21 protein-coding genes and 1 pseudogene are annotated in these 18,824 nt (G+C 32.9%); 16 read left to right on the forward strand and 6 right to left on the reverse strand.

What is annotated here, in order from left to right; translation table 11 throughout:
- Positions 1-28: 28 nt before the first annotated feature.
- Complete coding sequence (locus BTOYO_RS24610) at positions 29-664, forward strand: phosphatase PAP2 family protein (protein ID WP_002093763.1); 636 nt, start codon at positions 29-31, stop codon at positions 662-664.
- Here BTOYO_RS24610 and BTOYO_RS24615 read toward each other — a convergent pair.
- The 3 genes and pseudogenes from BTOYO_RS24615 to BTOYO_RS24625 all read right to left on the reverse strand — a co-directional run.
- Positions 654-1,535 (reverse strand): cation diffusion facilitator family transporter, encoded by an 882-nt coding sequence (locus tag BTOYO_RS24615; RefSeq protein ID WP_000380390.1) that lies wholly within the window; start codon positions 1,533-1,535, stop codon positions 654-656. The genes BTOYO_RS24610 and BTOYO_RS24615 overlap by 11 nt on opposite strands.
- Positions 1,536-2,164: 629 nt before the next feature.
- Positions 2,165-2,479, reverse strand: a complete 315-nt coding sequence (locus BTOYO_RS24620; RefSeq protein ID WP_001206935.1) for a thioredoxin family protein — start codon at positions 2,477-2,479, stop codon at positions 2,165-2,167.
- A 79-nt stretch (positions 2,480-2,558) separates the two neighbouring features.
- Positions 2,559-2,789, reverse strand: a pseudogene (locus BTOYO_RS24625) (tyrosine-type recombinase/integrase); the annotation flags it as partial.
- 339 nt (positions 2,790-3,128) lie between these two features.
- Here BTOYO_RS24625 and BTOYO_RS24630 point away from each other — a divergent pair.
- The 5 genes from BTOYO_RS24630 to BTOYO_RS24650 all read left to right on the forward strand — a co-directional run bounded on the left by BTOYO_RS24630 (position 3,129) and on the right by BTOYO_RS24650 (position 6,414).
- Positions 3,129-3,869 (forward strand): N-acetylmuramoyl-L-alanine amidase, encoded by a 741-nt coding sequence (locus BTOYO_RS24630; RefSeq protein ID WP_000135303.1) that lies wholly within the window; start codon positions 3,129-3,131, stop codon positions 3,867-3,869.
- Positions 3,870-4,069: 200 nt separating this feature from the next.
- A complete protein-coding gene (locus BTOYO_RS24635; RefSeq protein ID WP_002093762.1) occupies positions 4,070-4,348 on the forward strand; it encodes a hypothetical protein in 279 nt (92 codons plus the stop codon).
- A 414-nt stretch (positions 4,349-4,762) separates the two neighbouring features.
- Positions 4,763-5,011 carry a DUF3947 family protein gene (locus tag BTOYO_RS24640; protein WP_000500114.1) on the forward strand — a complete coding sequence of 83 codons (249 nt, stop codon included), beginning with the start codon at positions 4,763-4,765 and terminating at the stop codon, positions 5,009-5,011.
- A gap of 131 nt (positions 5,012-5,142) precedes the next feature.
- A complete protein-coding gene (locus BTOYO_RS24645) occupies positions 5,143-5,679 on the forward strand; it encodes a hypothetical protein (RefSeq protein ID WP_001278085.1) in 537 nt (178 codons plus the stop codon).
- Between the two features lie 117 nt (positions 5,680-5,796).
- Complete coding sequence (locus BTOYO_RS24650) at positions 5,797-6,414, forward strand: hypothetical protein (protein WP_080001228.1); 618 nt, start codon at positions 5,797-5,799, stop codon at positions 6,412-6,414.
- Positions 6,415-6,840: 426 nt separating this feature from the next.
- On the opposite strand, the gene BTOYO_RS24655 is transcribed toward BTOYO_RS24650, so the two are convergent.
- Positions 6,841-7,035, reverse strand: a complete 195-nt coding sequence (locus BTOYO_RS24655) for a hypothetical protein (RefSeq protein WP_000712073.1) — start codon at positions 7,033-7,035, stop codon at positions 6,841-6,843.
- A gap of 272 nt (positions 7,036-7,307) precedes the next feature.
- Between BTOYO_RS24655 and BTOYO_RS24660 the strand changes: the two genes are divergently transcribed.
- From BTOYO_RS24660 to BTOYO_RS24680, 5 genes are all read left to right on the forward strand, one after another.
- On the forward strand, positions 7,308-7,904 hold the full coding sequence (locus BTOYO_RS24660; protein WP_001157702.1) for a hypothetical protein: 597 nt from the start codon (positions 7,308-7,310) through the stop codon (positions 7,902-7,904).
- Positions 7,905-8,393: 489 nt separating this feature from the next.
- Entirely contained in the window at positions 8,394-9,392 is a 999-nt protein-coding gene (locus tag BTOYO_RS24665; RefSeq protein ID WP_000540675.1) for a glycoside hydrolase family 25 protein, read from the forward strand.
- Positions 9,393-9,590: 198 nt separating this feature from the next.
- Positions 9,591-10,442, forward strand: coding sequence for a peptidylprolyl isomerase PrsA (locus BTOYO_RS24670; RefSeq protein WP_000727480.1), 852 nt, complete (start codon positions 9,591-9,593; stop codon positions 10,440-10,442).
- Between the two features lie 570 nt (positions 10,443-11,012).
- A complete protein-coding gene (locus BTOYO_RS24675; RefSeq protein ID WP_000864289.1) occupies positions 11,013-11,231 on the forward strand; it encodes a hypothetical protein in 219 nt (72 codons plus the stop codon).
- A 662-nt stretch (positions 11,232-11,893) separates the two neighbouring features.
- Positions 11,894-12,229 carry a YolD-like family protein gene (locus BTOYO_RS24680; RefSeq protein WP_033657368.1) on the forward strand — a complete coding sequence of 112 codons (336 nt, stop codon included), beginning with the start codon at positions 11,894-11,896 and terminating at the stop codon, positions 12,227-12,229.
- A gap of 208 nt (positions 12,230-12,437) precedes the next feature.
- Here BTOYO_RS24680 and gerPF read toward each other — a convergent pair whose 3' ends face one another.
- Complete coding sequence (gene gerPF / locus BTOYO_RS24685; RefSeq protein WP_001141565.1) at positions 12,438-12,653, reverse strand: spore germination protein GerPF; 216 nt, start codon at positions 12,651-12,653, stop codon at positions 12,438-12,440.
- Between the two features lie 204 nt (positions 12,654-12,857).
- Between gerPF and BTOYO_RS24690 the strand changes: the two genes are divergently transcribed.
- The 4 genes from BTOYO_RS24690 (at position 12,858) to BTOYO_RS24710 (ending at position 15,561) form a co-directional block, all read left to right on the forward strand.
- On the forward strand, positions 12,858-13,193 hold the full coding sequence (locus tag BTOYO_RS24690) for a hypothetical protein (protein ID WP_001066863.1): 336 nt from the start codon (positions 12,858-12,860) through the stop codon (positions 13,191-13,193).
- A 361-nt stretch (positions 13,194-13,554) separates the two neighbouring features.
- Positions 13,555-14,283, forward strand: coding sequence for an SDR family oxidoreductase (locus BTOYO_RS24700; RefSeq protein WP_000238413.1), 729 nt, complete (start codon positions 13,555-13,557; stop codon positions 14,281-14,283).
- Between the two features lie 191 nt (positions 14,284-14,474).
- Positions 14,475-15,176, forward strand: a complete 702-nt coding sequence (locus BTOYO_RS24705; protein ID WP_001070054.1) for a DUF6944 family repetitive protein — start codon at positions 14,475-14,477, stop codon at positions 15,174-15,176.
- A 172-nt stretch (positions 15,177-15,348) separates the two neighbouring features.
- Complete coding sequence (locus BTOYO_RS24710; RefSeq protein WP_000990226.1) at positions 15,349-15,561, forward strand: YqaE/Pmp3 family membrane protein; 213 nt, start codon at positions 15,349-15,351, stop codon at positions 15,559-15,561.
- A gap of 68 nt (positions 15,562-15,629) precedes the next feature.
- On the opposite strand, the gene BTOYO_RS24715 is transcribed toward BTOYO_RS24710, so the two are convergent.
- Entirely contained in the window at positions 15,630-15,836 is a 207-nt protein-coding gene (locus tag BTOYO_RS24715) for a KTSC domain-containing protein (protein ID WP_000777815.1), read from the reverse strand.
- A gap of 466 nt (positions 15,837-16,302) precedes the next feature.
- On the opposite strand from BTOYO_RS24715, the gene BTOYO_RS24720 reads away from it, so the two are divergent.
- Positions 16,303-18,792 (forward strand): transglycosylase domain-containing protein, encoded by a 2,490-nt coding sequence (locus BTOYO_RS24720; protein WP_001294004.1) that lies wholly within the window; start codon positions 16,303-16,305, stop codon positions 18,790-18,792.
- Positions 18,793-18,824: the final 32 nt, after the last annotated feature.

An 18,824-nucleotide genomic window follows, 5' to 3' on the forward strand; every position in this document is an offset into this window, starting at 1 on the left:
CATTTTTTTGCATAGTGAGGTTATGTATGTGAAACGATATCGACATTTATACTTGTTAAGCTTTACTCTACTCATTTGTTTTGTCGCACTATCACTTTCGTATCATACCGCTTGTATTGAGAAATTTGACAATATAGTTGCACACTTTATTCAAAGTTTTCGAAACGATTATTTGACAACCTATTTTACTTGGGTGTCCTTTATCGGTTCCAAAAGAATATATTTTCCGTTACTCATTATTCTTGTAATGTATTTTCTCGTTAGAAAAAAGTTGCTTAGTGCATTACTTCTAACAATTAATTACTACGGATCTCGTTATTTAAACAGTATGCTTAAACTATGGTATGAACGGGCAAGACCTGATGTAACGCAGCTTGTTACTGCAACTGGATATAGTTTTCCGAGCGGTCATACGATGAATGCTACTGCTTTTTTAGGATTTATTGCATACGTCACAATTACTGAAGAGCGTATTTCATTGCATAAAAAACTGTTGATTATTCTTATAGCAAGCTTTGTTGTATTATCTATTTCAGTTAGCCGAATATATCTTGGCGTGCATTTTCCATCTGACATATTAGCAGGATGGGCAGCTGGCGGTAGCTGGCTCGTTTTATGTGTTATATTTCATAAAGCGTTTATAAAAAAAGAACCTATGTCATAATAGGTTCTTTTTCCATTGGTTCAACATGAATGTGGGCATGGTAAATTCCGAATTTTTTTCGAAGCATGGCTTCGATGTTGTCAGTAATACAGTGACTTTCTCCAACATCCATACGAGCGTCTACCTCGATTGTAATATCAACGTACGTTTGATTCCCGTACATACGCGCTCGAATATCTACAATGTTTTCCACACCAGAAATATGCTCAATAGCATCAGCATATTCTTCCATTTTATTAGGATCAATGCCATCTGTTAGCATATGAGAAGCTTCTACGAAAATTTCCCATGCAGTTTTACAAATAATAAGGCCGACAATTAGAGCGGCAATAGGATCTAAAATAGGCATTTGGAACTGTGAGCCGACAATGCCTACAACTGTACCAATACTTACGAGCGCATCTGATAAATTATCCTTTGCGGCAGCTTCTAATGATTTACTCTTTGTTCGAATTGCAATCTTTTTCGTATACCTAAATACACAGTACATAACGACAGCAGAAAATAAAGCTACCCATGCAGCAAGTACATTGGGCGCAACTTGTTTCGGATTTAAAAATGATTGAATGGCACTAATAACAACTTCTAATCCGACCGTTGCCATAATGAAAGAAGCAACAAGCGAAGCTATTTGTTCTGCACGCGAATGCCCATATGGATGATCTGGATCTCGAGGTTTACGAGAAATTTTTAAACCGATTAATATTGCTAAAGAGGCACCAATATCCGTTAAGTTATTCAAACCGTCAGCACGTAATGCGCTAGAGAGGGTAATATAACTGATGATAATTTTCATAGAGGATAAAAATATGTAGGCCATAATGCTGACAATAGCACCTTTATCAGCTTCTTTATGAGAAAGAGTATCCATTTTAATCACGCACCTTTCTTTAAAGGAATTTCTTTCTATACATAGAGTATCAAATGAAACTCGTGTGGGTCTATACAAACATTGTTGACACTTTATAGCTTTTTAAGTAGGGGGTAACAATGTTTCGTTAAGGAAAAATATGTTGAAAAGTACAAAGTGAGGGTATGAATATAATTGGGAATCATTCACAATGAAAGGGATACGATGGTAGGTGGATGTAGAAACGAATGCTTTTCTTACTATGTATTTTTCTAATAATGACTGGATGTAATTCATCAAATGATGAAATTGTGAAGAAGTATTATATTTCTAAATGATCAATATCTACATGTAAAGGATACGGTGGATTAAATGAAAGATATGTAATGAACATAGAAAACAAACAAATAATCAATGGGGTTCATAATTTTTGGATTGAAATGAAAAAACAAAAGGAAAGTGGCGAAATACCACAATACGATATATTAATTACATATGAAAGTGGTGATACGAACGTATACATCTATACTTAGGGGATGAAGGGGGAAAGGAGTGTAATTATGTACATTGGTCATGAAGAAAGAGCTACGACAATAATTGTGAAAAAAGATGAAAATCCTCTGAAAAATATTTTTCAGAGGATTTTCATCTTAGTATGCTTCTAAAAACTCAGTAACTTGCTCTTCAGTTTTTGCATTAGCACTATGTAAGTGGCCTAGCTTCTCGCCATTTTGATATACAAGTAAACTTGGAATACCCATTACTTGATACTCTTCAGCGATACTTGGGAACTCATCTTTATTAATAGAATACCATTCAAACTTATTGAACTCTTCCATTACCTCTCCGATAAAGTTGTCCATGCGTACACAATCTGGGCACCATGTAGTAAAGAACTTAACAACTACTGGCTCCTCACTTGCGATGATGTCCTTGAATTCCTTGTCAGACTTGATTTCTCTCATGTTTTTGACTCCTCTCAATGTCACACGGATAAGCTAGTATTTTTATGCAAAATCCGTAATTGCAAACATTTTGCAAACATTAGTGTTTTTGAAATAGATTGTTTGCAAAATCTTCGACTGCTTTTTCTTGTAGGCCTGGTACAACATGTGAGTAGGTGTCTAATGTGATGCCTACTCTTTTATGTCCTAATCGTTCACTGACAATCTTCGGGTGAATACCTTGTTTCAACATTAATGTTGCATGGGTATGCCTTAAATCATGGAAACGAATATCAGGAACCTCACTTTTCTTTATAAGCTTTTTCTTCATTTTTTGCAAGTAGCTGGGATGGCATGATTAGAAATTTCTTTAGATATTTATGGGGAAGTATCGTTAATAGAGTGACATTAAAACTAAATGGACTAGATAATTAGAAAGTGAGAGTGATTCATAATGAATTTTTCAAAAGAAAATACAAAAAAGATTCCGTAACTGAAAAAATGGGTTGCGGTTTTTTCTTTACTTGAATTTTATTATATTAAATTCGGTATGCGAAAAGATTTTAGATGAATTGGCGCCTTATTTGTCTGCACTTGGTATGGACTTAGGTATATGGACAGACCATGAGGAAATCTCTGAATATACTAATAAAAAAGGAGATGTTGAGTAATGGCGCGTTATAGTTTACATGGAGGACACAATAGTATTGTACAAGGGGCTAACTGGGGAAATCGGAAAGAGCATGTTTTGGATCGTCAAGTTAAAGATGCGGTTGCGGCCAAGTTAAAAGCTTTAGGACACACAGTCTATGATGATACGGACGAAGTAGGAAGCACTCAAGCTCAAAATTTAAATAATATTATTCGTAATAGTAATTCACATGTTGTAGATTTAGCTATTGCTTTTCACCTTAATGCAAGTGATGGGACTGGGCAGGGTGTTGAAGTGCTGTATTATGATCAGAATGAACTAGCATCTAAAATTTCAGCTCAACTAGCAAAAGATATTGGATGGCGTGATCGTGGTGCGAAACAACGTAAAGATTTAGCAGTATTGAATGGGACTAAAGCACCAGCTATTCTTATCGAATTAGGATTCATTGATAATGATTCCGACATGGCAAAATGGGATGTTGATAAAATCGCTAATTCAATCGTTTTTGCTTTAACTGGACAATCTGGTGGAGGTAGCCAACCACCTCAAAAACGTAATATTGTCGAAGTTGGTGGAATAGGTAAAGAAAACTTGGCTGAATTAGTAAGTGCTTTAAACTCAGTTAAGATGACAGGTAACTTAATTCTTAGAAGTGATGGCTATGTTTATCCTGTAACTGATCCAACTAGCGATACTCAATTAAAAGCATTCACTGATTATCTTGACCGTAAAGGCTGGGCATATACTGTTAAGTAAACATACTATGTAAATACAAATAAGCCTATGTAAAGCGAAAAAAAGAGGCCTACTCGTATGATGAGTAGGCTGCTTTTTTATTTTATAAAATAAATTAATTTGAATAGAGGTTTTCCTCAAGCATTTATTAAAGCTACGAATATTTATAAGAATATGAGTATGGAAACAGGTCTAATTTTGGAATAGCGGAGGAGATTGTTGTGGACATAACTCAAAGTGTGGCAAGAATAGTGGTAAATGGGAAAGACCTTCCGTTCACTGCAGTTCAAACTTCTGCGTGGAATAATGGTCCTGTATATGATGTAACTGTTTCAACAAAGCAGAGAGTGAACGAGCTTTATCAATTTATGTGGTCACAGGTACCAGTTACACTTACGATGTATTTTCTTCAAGGAGCAGACTTAATGCGATTTGTAAGGATTACTGGGATTAATGAAAGTGTAACGGGAGAATATATATATCATTTCTCTTGGGGATAAAAGCAATTTAAAGTAGCCTAAAAGCTACTTTTTTATTTTGTTAAGGAATTATCGGAAAATCGTGAATGAAAAGTCCCTCCAAAATATATGAAGTGACTTTTCATTCACAAATACTAATAAATTAAGAATGTATGAAAAAGGTTGTAAGTTCACCTATATAAGGAGGGCTGATAGAGCTAGCCACATATAGTTTTTTATTTGAGGTACATTTATTTTTGGATCATAAAATCACCTTTAATAGTTAAAGTATTATTAGCAGATGAAGCTTGGAAGTGAAATAGGAAATTAGGAGGGAAATAGAAACGTTTAAAATGAAAAACGTGCTAAAGGCTAGTAGACTAGCTCTTAGCACTCACTGAAATAATTATACATAACATACTTTGTAATAACTTATTCGGAAGTGAGTTGAAATTAATGTTTTATTCATATGTGGATTCTCAAGTTGGCATACGACCAGCGTATGGTACGGCTATAACGTATAGCGGGGCACAAAGTACAGTTCAAGCTGTTCAACAAGCATTGCAAATGCAACAACAAATGCAAATGCAGCAAGGTATACAACCGTATTATTCCTCAATGGAGTATTTTTACCCAACGCAACATTTTACACCATATGGAATTGCTTTTACTTCAATTCCATATGGAACAGTATTCAATTTATAAATATAGAGGAATAAAATGAATACAAAAGGGTGCAAGTAAAAAGCACCCTTTTAAAAATAAGAATAGCTAGTCCAAACCTCTCTAATCAATCTTGCATAATATGTAGTAATAAGCTTGAAAGGGGAACGAGTATGTCTTGTTATTACTACTGTAAGTATTGTAAGGATTATAAAAAGAAGCAACATGATTGTCGTAATAACACTAGTAAGTGTCATGCCAACAAGGATAACCTTGTTAGGGCATCAACATTTAGAGCTAGAAATACTGTAAATCAAAATGTTCCTGCTAATACTTTTGTGAAAGTGTTATTCCAAAATGAACAATTTGATTTAGCAAATGAGTATAATCCAGCAACGTCTATTTTTATGCCGAAGACGAAAGGCGTATATTCTATTATTGGAACGATTGGTTTCTTTCCAAACGATACAAATTTAAATTATAGAGCTCGTGTAGAAATTCGTGTGAATGGAAATGCAGCAATAGCTATAGATAATGACTTTTTTGGTCCAATAGGTTTTGGAAATGTTGTAAGTGTTTCAACAATCATTCAATTGAATGCAGGAGATATAGTTGAGATTTATGCACAAAGTAGTATAGATGGTGTTTTAAGCCCCTTAGAAGATGGTTCGCACTTTGAAGCGGCAAGATTTCCGTCTCCTACTAAATAAAGTAGGTAATTTAAAAATGAATAGAAGTTTAATAATAGATCCTCACCAAACAGGTGGGGATTCATTTCTTTATTAATAATAGTAACAGCTCATCCAAGCTTTTCTAATCAATTTTGCATAGTATGTAATAATAAATTTAAAGGGGGACTTACTACGTCTTATTATTACTGTAAGTATTGTAACGAGTACAAAAAGAAGAGTCATGATTGTTATAGGAAAAGTAGTCAATGTGATGGGAAGTATGTAAAAGTAAATTGTTGTGGTAATAAGAAAGAGGAGCTTGTAAGAGCGTCGGCATTTAGAGCTGTGAATACAGTTAATCAACCTATTCTGGCAAATACGTCTGTTAAAGTGTTATTTCAAAATGAACAATTTGATTTAGCAAATGAATATAATCCAGTAACATCCACTTTTATGCCTAAGACTAGAGGGGTGTATAGTGTATTAGGGAATATAACATTCTCACCAAATGATATTAATGTGAATTACAGAGCTAGAGTAGAAATTCGTGTAAATGGAAATACAGCAATAGCTATAGATAATGATTACTTTGGGACAGGGGTATTTTTTAATAATGATGTTTCAGTCACTTCTATTCTTCAATTAGAAGCAGGGGATGTAGTTGAAATTTTCGCAGAGAGTAGTATTGATGGCGTTATTGTACAAAACGTTAATGGTTTAAATACTGTTCATTTTGAAGCGGCAAGGTTTCCTTCTCCAATTGAATGGAGCTGATAAGTAGATGTTTTATAGAAAGTTTGTTAAGACCCTCACTAAATAGTGTGGGCTTTTTATTGTTTTTCTAAAATATATAAGCAATCAGATTTAATTTCGTTTATTATATGAGTGTTTTATGAATTAGATATAATAGAAGAGAAATGAATGGTAATAGTGAGAGTATAATATATAGAAGGTTATTGTCGAATCCACACGATGGATATAAAAAAAGAGCATACATAAAAAGTATGCTCAAAAGAAAGATAGGTTTTATGAGTGGATAATCTCCATAGGATAATATATGCGTGTTTAATGAAAATGTGTAAAGAATCAATAAATTATCAATGGAATATCATGAAATGAGTAATTTTAGTTTAGGGATGTAGTTGTTTTCTTTCGAAATAATCTAGGTAACAAAGTTGTGAAAATCGTGCATGATGGGGACTAACAATGGGATAATGATCGTACTTCAGTTACATATTTCTTAAAGGTTGGATATTGCGTGATAGTTTGGCATTTAGGGGTGAGTAGTTGATTAATTATAGAAACATTTGTAATTACTTCGTTACAAGGACCGAAAAATGTAACTTTTAGTTTTGAATTCGGTGGAACTTTGAACACGATAGGTTCTTTTTTCATGAAATCAGCTCCTAATATTCCACATTATATGTGCTTCACCTTTTGATTTAAATGATTATTAAGGTGTATTTATATAATATGAAATCTTTGTTAAGTTGATTATAATATAGAACCTCATTGTCGTATAAGTACATAAACATGTGGGGAAAAGCGGAGAATACTCTATGAAATGTATAATTAATATAATATGAAAAATGATTTGATTATCTAATGCATTTTATGTCCTGATACATATTACGGTAGTAAGAATAGTATGAGGAGGTAATAAAAGAATGCAAGAAAATGTACAAGCTCAGCCACAGCTTTCACCACCGTGGATCACACATTTTAATGAACTAAGAAATTCAATTGGTGCTGATCCAACAGTTACAGTGGGGCCACTTATTCCGGTTGGCGGGAATTATATTATTTTAGTGCATGCGTTAAGTAATGAAAAAGCGAGAGCATTAGCAACGCTTCTAAAATCTTCTGTACAATTTGGAAATGTAAGTGTAACGGTTATTGTAACGAATAATGAAAATGAAATTGTAAATCCATTTCCTTGTCCACTAGATGCATTTGAAATTGCGCATTTATTTCAAGTAGCGTTAGAGAATAATCCTTATTTTGAACAAGTTGTGGTACAACCTCAGTTCCCTGGTGGAGTGAATGTTGTATTTCCAGTTTTTAAAGCGGAAGTGATTCAATTTTTTAATGATGATATTTCAAATCTATGTCAAACGTTTACAGGTGTTGCTGCAAATGTGTTTCGTGATGTAATGCAGGATGATGTTTGTGATATCCCAATATTATTTTCCACAAGTTGCGTTATGAACAGTGAAAATCCACAATTACAAAATAAAGATTTAGAACCAAAGTTGTTTTATTAAGATGCAAAAAGACATTTTCAAAAATCGGAAATGTCTTTTTTTATGTATTAATATTATTTTGTACCAAAATTTATTGGCTGGCAATCAGTGGTAAAATGTAAAAAAATTATAGTTTTACTCAATTTTAAATAGGCTGGATAGCGTATGGAATTGTTGATTACAGATAGAAATGAAATAAACAATGAGTGTTAGGCTAGACTATTATAAAAAGATAGTTCACATATAGGGGTTTTCTACGTACAAGCAAATAAACATAGGACATATAGAAGATTTTATATTATCAACAGAAAAATCATTTTTAAATAAATTGATATTTTCACGCCTAATTATATGAGTTAGAGGAGAGATTGAAAGAAGTAGTTTTAAAGATTATATATTTCAAAAAATAAAGATTTCTTCTTATTTATATTATAGATAGATAGTAATAGATATATGTGGATTACGCTAAAACAAGCTTTGAATATGATAATAAAAAGGAGTTGAATTGTAATGGGTTACATTGTTGATATTTCAAAGTGGAATGGAACTATTAATTGGGAAATTGCAGCGCCTCAACTAGATTTAGTTATTGCTAGAGTGCAAGATGGTTCAAATACGGTGGATTTTATGTATCAAAATTATGTGAATGCAATGAAGAAGCATAGTGTTCCGTTTGGTAATTATGCATTTTGTCGTTTTATTTCTATTGCAGATGCAAAGAAAGAGGCACAAGATTTTTGGAATCGTGGCGATAAGTCTGCTGCGTTTTGGGTGGCGGATGTTGAAGTACAAACGATGGTAGATATGCAAGGCGGGACACAAGTATTTATAGATGAATTACGTCGTTTAGGTGCGAAAAAAGTAGGTTTATATGTTGGGCATCACACGTATGTATCGTTTGGAGCGCGTAATATTGATGCTGATTTTGTATGGATTCCTCGTTATGGAGGGAATAAGCCGGCGTATCCGTGTGATATTTGGCAATATACGGATTCGGGGAATGTTCCTGGGATCGGGAAATGTGATTTGAATCAATTAATAGGAAATAAGTCACTTTCCTGGTTTATAGATTCGAATCAAGAAAATCAATCTAATGTAGTGGATTTGCAGCAATCAAGTGGTATTGGTATTGCAGTTTCAAAATATCCTGATGGATACGGCATAAATTTATATGAAAATCCTGTGAACCCCCAGTATACAGGTGCAATCACTAAGAAAATCCCGTATTTAATTTTAAACAGTTATTGGGGAGGCGGCGATAAAGATATGATTTGCTTAGGGAATGATAAGCAGTGGGTATATTTAAACCATTTTGATGTGAGATGGTATTATGCTTCTTCAAAATATCCTGTCGGGTACGGAGTGAATTATTATGGAGAGCCTGAATGTATTAATTATAAAGGAAATATAGATGGATCAACATCTTACCGTGTGTGGGGAAGAGTAAAAAATGCGGTAGATATCGGACAAAGTAGTTGGATACCGGAAAAACATTTAATCATTAAGTAACCTTAGTCGTTAAATGTTTTTGAGGCATTCGTAAAGAGTCTTCTCATTAATAAATAGTGAGAAGATTTTTCATATTTGTGTATAAAAAATATGATACATATTTGATTCAAATGAAATGAATTACATATGGAAAACACACTGTTTTCACAATAACGGTGTATAGTTACGTTGCATAATAATAAAAGTGAGGTATTTGAATTGAAAAAGAAAAAGCTATTTTTGGGAACAATTATTTCATGCGTGGTACTCGCATTATCTGCATGTGGTTCCTCAGACAACGTAGTAACATCAAAAGTAGGAAATGTTACAGAGAAAGAGTTAAGTAAAGAATTAAAACAAAAATATGGAGAAAGTACATTATATCAAATGGTATTAAGTAAGGCGCTGCTAGATAAATATAAAGTTTCAGATGAGGAAGCAACAAAACAAGTAAAAGAAGCAAAAGATAAAATGGGTGACAATTTTAAAGAGACTTTAGAAAAACTTGGGTTAAAAAACGAAGATGAATTAAAAGAAAAAATGAAACCAGAAATTGCATTTGAAAAAGCGATTAAAGCGACTGTCACAGAAAAAGATGTAAAAGATAACTATAAACCAGAAATGAAGGTAAGTCATATTTTAGTAAAAGATGAAAAAACCGCTAAAGAAGTAAAAGAGAAAGTGAATAATGGTGAAGATTTTGCCACTTTAGCGAAGCAGTACTCAGAAGATACTGGTTCAAAGGAACAGGGCGGGGAAATAGCTGGTTTTGGCCCTGGGCAAACTGTTAAAGAATTTGAGGAAGCTGCGTATAAATTAAATGCAGGACAAGTAAGTGAACCAGTTAAAACATCTTACGGTTACCATATTATTAAAGTGACCGATAAAAAAGAGTTGAAACCATTTGAAGAAGTGAAGGATAAGATCCGTAAAGATTTAGAACAACAAAGATTACAAGATACGACAGGTAAATGGAAACAGCAAGTAGTCAATGATTTATTAAAAGATGCTGATATTAAGGTGAATGATAAAGAATATAAAGAGACATTTAAATTTCTAGAAAAGAAATAATACGGATAAAAAAACAGAAATGTAGCATTTTGCTAGACTTCTGTTTTTTGTTTTTTTGAAAAAAGAATGCAGACTTCTTCGGTAAACACAATCATACTAGAATGATTCGGATAAGTAAAAAACAAAAAACTAAATAAAATAAAATTTTTAAAGGTAAAACTCTAGAAGTATTATGTAACTTGAATTAGAAAAGGGAACTCATATTGAGTTCCCTTTTCTAATTAGTGTGTGTGTTATAAAAAAGATAGTAAGACAATATAATATTACATTTAAATATTAAGAATTACAATGGAAAATTGTAGGAAAATGAAATTGGAAATAATAATCGTTTTAAAAAATGTTGATATAGTAATGTTTTGATTATTTTATTACATATAAATTAAGTATATAAATTTTTATAGTGGATCAACATAATTTGAAGAATAGTACATATAATATTTTTGAATAAACATTTGCAATATTATAGGAAGTGAAAAGTTGAGCATTCTATTAAAAAGGATGTTCTTTTTGTTATGAATATTTCTAAATGTATTATTTACTAGATGAATAAATGAAAGTGGGGGAGAATATATGAAAGTGATTTTTCAAAGAGAAGACGGAGGGAAAGTTTTTGAATCGAATGATGAAAATATAAGTGATTTATTAGCTATATTAAAAGAAACGAAAGGGATTAAAATTGGGATGGTTGAGTATGAAGTGTTAAAATATGAAATAGAGTATTTTCGTCATCCGAAAAGAGGAGAAACGGAGAGAGAGTTACATATAACCATACATCCTAAATATATGTAATGAATGGTAGCGATATCAAACTATTATGAAAGCAAAGGAGTATTTGATATTGTAATATGATATGTACGAAAAGAGAGTGTGGAAATCGCCCTCTTTTCACAGAAAACCTATAAGGAATAAATTGAGTTACATTATAAATTTCTTAAATTTTGTGAGTTCGTTCATTATAATGTATGTTTGCGTTTAATAATGGTTCATGCAAAAAAATAAAGCTTTGTAGTGTAGGCAGGGATATTATATTCAATTAAAAAAATATAATATTGTAGTTTGTTGACGAATAATAAATGAAACTTTCATTTCAAAAAAAAAGCTAGTCAAGATAAAAAATAAACTTGAATAACGTATTAGAAAAAACGATTTCACTTTATGTGAAATCGTTTTTTTATTCGCTATATGTATTTCAATGTGTAGAGAGTAAAAAGTTTGTTTTAAGGGAAAATAAACTATAGATAAAGTTCAATGTTTCAAATTACATTTTGTAAAAAAAATATACATATGCCTCTTCTCAAAAGAACGTAAGTTCGTGTATAATTAGAACAAACGTTCCTTGGAGTGTAGACATTATACAATTTAGAAATAAATACGAGCTTAGTAATTACTAAAAATGATGGAGTAACAGTATGTGTGAAATAGAGTGGATAAATGATCAAGGAGATAAAGAAATGAATCATGTAAAGAGGCGGAAAGAAGAAAGAGAGTGGGTTCCATTTACAGTAATGTCGGAACAATTGTTAAGTATGAGAAAGGTTATTGGTGAGAAATTAAAAGTGCAAAGGCCGATAGTAACAAATGAAGAAAAAGAAAGAATTTCTGATAAATTGCTAACGGCATTATTGTCTGAGCAAGAAATATTGGTGACATATTTTGAAGATGGCTACATACTTACAAGTTATATGACAGTCGTTCATATAGACCCGGTAAGGCAGATTATAATGTGCACAGACGCATTTTATAAAACTCACGTAATGAGTTTTACAGATGTAATTGAAATAATGTAATAGAAGCTGAACTTTAATATCCAGCTTCTATTATTTCTGATAGATGGAAGAAATAATGCGAAATAGCAGCTAGCTTCATGCTAACTGCTAAGCCCCAGGGAAAGGGAGAAAAAGATAGGGTACTCCAACATTCAATAATAGCTGTGAAACAGCCTGATTATAGTATAGACAAATTTAAAATTCCTATACATAAAGATGAAAAATAGGGTTAGGCTGTACCCACTTGATTTTGATCTGCAAGGTCCGAATCAAACGTATTAGTCGCACTAACACCGTTAAAAGTATTAACAACAAAACCAACGTTTGATGCGCCAGATCCATTGTAAGCTTTCGTATTTTCTTTCGGAGAAACGTTGTAGAAATCACCTAAGTTAAATGATCCGTTACTATTTTGTACAACTAAATTCCCTACAACTGAGGGCATAATTTTCACCTGCTTTATAATGAATTGTTAACATTACTATATGGGAGTAAAGTCCAAATGGTTCATGTAACAAAAATTGTGGAATAGTAAAACGTTTCAAGCGTGGCTTTCAATAAAAGTGTGTTAAACTTAATATGAGTTGGATAATAAAAAAGAAATAATTTGTATAATTAATATATACGAAAACAAAGGAGGCAAAATGTTATGAATAACGTTATAAAAAAAGTAGATTTATCAGATGCAAAATCAAGTAATCTTGTTGCGCTTATTTATAGCAATGAAGTTATATTGATTGAAAACGCATTTTGTCCAAATGAAATAAAATTAAAGTTTAATGAGATTGCAATTTTATCTGCAATTAAAACAGCTCATATTGCAAAAGTGTCCATCAGAAAAGAACTTGAAGCGCTTTTTCATGATACAGGAGTATTACTGGTGAAACAAAGTGCTGAAGTTGGTAGCAGTCAATCTATAACAATGCATTTTGAGCAGTTCAAAAAATTACAATATGAAATTGAGCTTTTAAATAAAAGTATGTAATCAGGCTAGTTGAAGATTTTTTCACAAAAGTGGACTGTGTTATGTTGAAAAGTGGATTGGAAATTATTTGGATGAATCGCACTATAAACATAAATATAGTTTTATGAAAATGCAGGGTAATGAGGATTTTCAAGCTGGTAAATTAGGTACAGTTTATATGTATCAATGTAAAAATGCGGGAAAGAAAAGTTGCAATTTAAAAATTAATAATGAAATAAACAACGAATTTTTAAATATGTAAACGGGAGTAACCATTATGGTTACTCTTTTGTTTATGTGTGCAATATTAAAAATACTTCTAAAGTATGAAGTGTTTTTAATACTTTAGTAAATAGATAAATGAAGGTTAAAGGAGTAAAATATGGTAAAGGGAGGCGAGGGATTGAAGCGAAATGACATTAGGAAACTCGTAATTATTACAGGAGTGACGCAAGGATTAGGACGCGCGATGGTTGATCGATTTCATGAATTGGGATGGAACATATGTGGATGTGGACGTTCAAAAGATAAAATTGAAGAACTAAAAAAACAATACGGTAATACACATGATTTTCAAATAATTGATGTTTCAGATTCGCAGCAAGTTAGTAGTTGGGCAAATGATATCCTTACTAAATATCGGGCTCCCGACTTGTTAATAAATAATGCATCAATTGTGAATCAAAATGCACCAATTTGGAAAGTTACCGCTGGGGAATTTGAAAATGTAATGAATGTAAACGTGAATGGTGTAGTAAATGTAATAAGAGCATTTGTCCCAGCAATGGTAGATAGAAAAGAAGGAATTATTATTAATATGAGTTCTAGTTGGGGAAGAGAAGGTGAGGCAGATCTTGCACCATACTGTGCCTCGAAGTTTGCAATTGAAGGTATCACGAAATCTATGGCACTGGAATTGCCTGATGGTGTGGCTGTAGTTGCTTTAGATCCTGGCGGTGGTATTAGCACTCCAATGCTGCATTCATGTGCACCACAGTATGTTAATGAATCACCCACACCTGAAATGTGGTCACATAATGCGATTCGATATATATTGAATATAACAATAGATAAAAATGGAGATTCATTGACATGCCCAGCATGTGTTTAAAAATAAGTATCTATTACTCAATGTAATTTCAGTGATATACGTTTTGGCTAAAAAAGTACCTTTAAGGTACTTTTTGTATTAGTAACACATTATAGAATGCACAAAATTACATATGGAAAATAAAATATTTGATTAAGAGTGACTTTTGGTTATTTCGAAAGCACGAGAAAATATCAAAATAGGTGATAAAAATGAATCCAAGCAGTTTAAAAGTGACAGGAGCATGGTATCAAGTAGGAGGAAATCTTACAGCTGCTATTGGAACGACAAGAGGATTTATTGGGGAAGAGAAAATTGAATCGGACCTTGTTATTATAGGAAGCTCATTACAAGCCTTCGGGTATATTTTACAAATTATAGCGAGTAATTATACCGAAGATGAAGATGAAGAAGTAGAAAATCGAAATATAAGTTTGCAGAATGAAAGTGAAACACTGGATAAAATGGGAATTGAGTTATTGGCATTAGGGAATATATCAAATGTAATAGGAACATATTTTAATAAAAATAAACAATTAACAGAGAATGATTATCTTATCATTGTCGGGAACAGTTTACAATCGATTGGTGCTTTTTTAGGAGTAGAAGCAGCTTTGATTGAGATGAAAGTAATACAGCGAATCATTGTACTAGGCAATTCTATGCAAAGCTTAGGGGCCGGACTACAAGCGTATCAAGGCATAATTAATTTATCGAAGGATGAAGTAGAAAACGAAGATCGTATTCTTGATAAGAAGGATGAGAGGATAATAGCACTGATTGGTATTTGGATACAGGCAATAGGAACGGTAATTTCTGCGATTGGATTAACTGCAGTAGAGAAAGAGAAAAGTTTTGAAAATAATAAGAATTTTAAAATGCTCATTGAAAGAGCGGATGTAAAATGTAATTAAATAGGTAGGAAGAGTTTGGTCTAGTAGGTTTTTTTGCATATGGATAGAATATATATTATAGAAGAAATGTTATAATTGCTTAATTGAAATTTGTGTAACTTCAAAATCAAAGAGTGTGCTTGCATATGAAAAGAAGTGTTATAAAAAATCCAAAATAAGGAGTTTTCAAGAGATGATGTACTTATTGGCAATTCTACTTCCACCTGTAGCTGTATTATTTTGCGGAAAGCCATTTCAAGCAATAATTAATTTCATATTAACTTTAATATTTTGGGTTCCAGGCGTCATACACGCGATTTTAGTCGTACATGATAAAAAGGCGGATCGGCGAGTGAGAAAACAAATTCAAGCATATGATGAAATTAATAAGAGGAATAGAAGATAATTCGTCTGTGAAAATAGTATAAAAAGAAAGGGGGATTAACCTCCTTTCTTTTTATTTGGTGCTTAAGTTTAAATTTTAGTGTAGCGGAAAGAATTTTTAATGTAAGTTTTATGGTAATAACTTTTAGATTGTGCATTTAATAAACCATTGTAAATGTTTTCAGGTACATTAAAGAAATCATACATGCCATTTTTGAATTGGATTCGTAAAATCATAGAAAAGGGATTATAACCAACAGCAATCAAATTTTTTGATATAACAGGAGATAATTTCATAAGCATACAACTCCTTAATTTTATTTGTAAATTCTTTTAGAAATGAGGATTAGGTTGTTGAAATAAGAATATGTAAAGCAGCAGTAATACGGATAGCCAATATATTAAATCTTTGTTATACCTATTTATAAAGAAGTTCACACGAAGTTCATATCGATATGCTATTTTTATCTCACCTTTGATGAAATTAATAAGAAAATATTGACCATTTGAAAAAAAGGTATATTATTTATACGAGGTATTAAAATTTTATCTCTTCCATTTTATGCGTAATGGGGCAGCTTTATTTGAAGGAATAGAGGTAAAAAATAATTTGTTTAAGAGTATCTAAAATTTATAATCTGTGAATTAGGAAAATATTGAATGCTTCCGATGAACACACTTTCTAAATGTAAAGATATTTGGGAAGGTGGCCTCAATATTTTTAGTAAATCAACGGGAGAATTGAAAGGCAGGAGAAAGTAACATGTCAGAAAATTATCGTTCTCGAGAGGAGCGACGACAAGTTAAAAAGAAAAATCAGCCAGCTTCTAAAAAACAAAAACCAAAGGGTAAAACATCATTTTTCCGTAAGTTTTTAATTAGTTGTTTATTACTTGGTATTGTAGGTTTAGTGGCGGGGGTTGCTACCTTTTTTGTAATGATTAAGGATGCACCAAAACTTGAAAAAGCAAAACTTGTTAATCCGTTATCCTCAAAAATTTATGATAAAGACGGGAAGTTGGTATATGAATACGGAAAAGAAAAGCGAACCAACGTTACGTATGATCAAATCCCTAAATTAGTAGAAAATGCTTTTTTAGCTGCGGAAGATGCACGTTTTTATGAGCATAGTGGTGTGGATTTCAAAGGTACTGCTCGTGCAGTTTTAGTTAGTTTAAAAGGAGATTACGGTTCGCAAGGCGGAAGTACAATAACGCAGCAAGTTATTAAAAACTACTTCTTATCAATGGATAAAACACCAAAGCGTAAGGCGCAAGAAGTGTATTTAGCTTATAAGCTAGAACAACAGTATTCAAAACATGAAATATTAGAGATGTACTTAAACAAAATTAATTTAGGAAACCGCTCATACGGAATCGCAACAGCAGCACAAAACTACTATAATAAAGAATTAAAAGACTTAACATTACCAGAAGTTGCGATGCTTGCAGGTTTACCGAAAGCACCAAATAATTACGACCCGTCGAAACCACAAAATATTCAAAAGGCAACAGAAAGAAGAAATGTTGTACTAAAGTTAATGAATCGACATGGTTATATTACAAAAGCAGAAATGGAAGAAGCGTCGAAAGTACCAGTGGACAAAGGTGTTCAAAAGGCAGCTGAATTACAAGCGATGCCACATCCTGCATTTATGGATGCAGTTGTGAAAGAAGTTGAAAAAGAATTACCTGATGCTAATATTGGTTCTGATGGTTTAGAAATTTATACAACATTAGACAAAAAGGCACAAACATTGGCTGATAATATTTTAAATACAAATATTATTGATTATCCAAGTGAGAAATTCCAAGGGGCTTTCACATTTATGGATACGAAAACAGGTGAAGTACGTGCTATAGGTAGTGGGCGTGGTGAAAATAAGGCTGTATTTAAAGGTCATAATATGGCAACTGAATTAGATCGCTCAGCAGGTTCAACAATGAAACCGATCTTTGATTATGCTCCTGCAATTGAATATTTAAAATGGGCTACTTATCATCAAGTCGATGACTCGCCATTTAAGTATACTGGTGGTCAAGATGTCAGAAACTCAGATAGAGGGTATTTAGGACAAATTACAATGCGTGAAGCATTAAAATTATCACGTAATGTTCCAGCTATTAAAACTGCAAAAGAAGTAGGAATAACTAAATCAAAAGCTTTCTCTGAAAAGTTAGGTATTACATTTAATGCACCACCGACAGAATCAACAGCGATTGGTACAAATGAAGTATCGCCAACTGAGATGGCAGGTGCGTATGCTGCATTTGGTAATGACGGTAAATATACGAAGCCGCATTTTGTTAAAAAAGTGGTTTATCCAGATGGTAAATCGAAAAGTTTTGAGCAAAAGTCAAAACGAGTGATGGAAGATTATACAGCTTATATGATTACAGATATGCTTCGTTCCGTCGTAACATCTGGTACTGGTACAGCTGCTAATATAAGTTCTTTAGATGTAGCTGGTAAAACAGGAACAACGAACTATTCTTCGGAAAAAGCAGCGCAATATAAATTACCAGACAGTGCGACTCGTGATAGCTGGTTTGCAGGATATACACCGCAGTATACGATGGCAGTATGGACTGGTTATATGAAAGATAGTAAAGACGATTATATTAGTAGTAAAAATACGAAAATTGCACAGTTGATCTTTAAAGAAATGATGAGCGAGATGGCTACTGATAAATCACAATTTAAGATGCCAAGTAGTGTTGTGAAAGAAGGTAATGAATTACGTATAAAAGGTGAGAAACGTGATTCTTCACCAAATACGAGCGTACCGAATACAACTGAACAGCCGAAACAAGATCAGCAGCAAAAAACTGAAGAAGAGAAAAAGCAAGAAGAACTTAAGAAACAGGAAGAATTAAAGAAACAAGAAGAACAAAAGAAACAAGATGACCTTAAGAAGCAACAAGAAGAACAAAAGAAACAAGATGACCTTAAGAAGCAAGAAGAACAAAAGAAAGAAAATGAACAAAATAATGGAAATGGTCAAGGAAATACAACGCCTCCAAACAACGGAGGAGGCGGGAGCACAACGCCGCCGAACAACGGAGGAGGCGGGAACACAACGCCGCCGAATAACGGAGGAGGCGGGAACACAACGCCACCGAATAACGGAGGAGGCGGGAACACAACACCGCCGAATAACGGGGGAGGTCAAGGGAATCCAACCCCACCAGTGACAACTCCACCGAATAATGGGGGGAATGCAGGAGAAGTCCCTGCTAATACTGGCCAATAAGAAAAGTTAATAAAAAGCAATTAAAAAAGTCG

Origin of the sequence: Bacillus toyonensis BCT-7112, from assembly GCF_000496285.1 — a bacterium.
GTDB lineage: Bacteria > Bacillota > Bacilli > Bacillales > Bacillaceae_G > Bacillus_A > Bacillus_A toyonensis.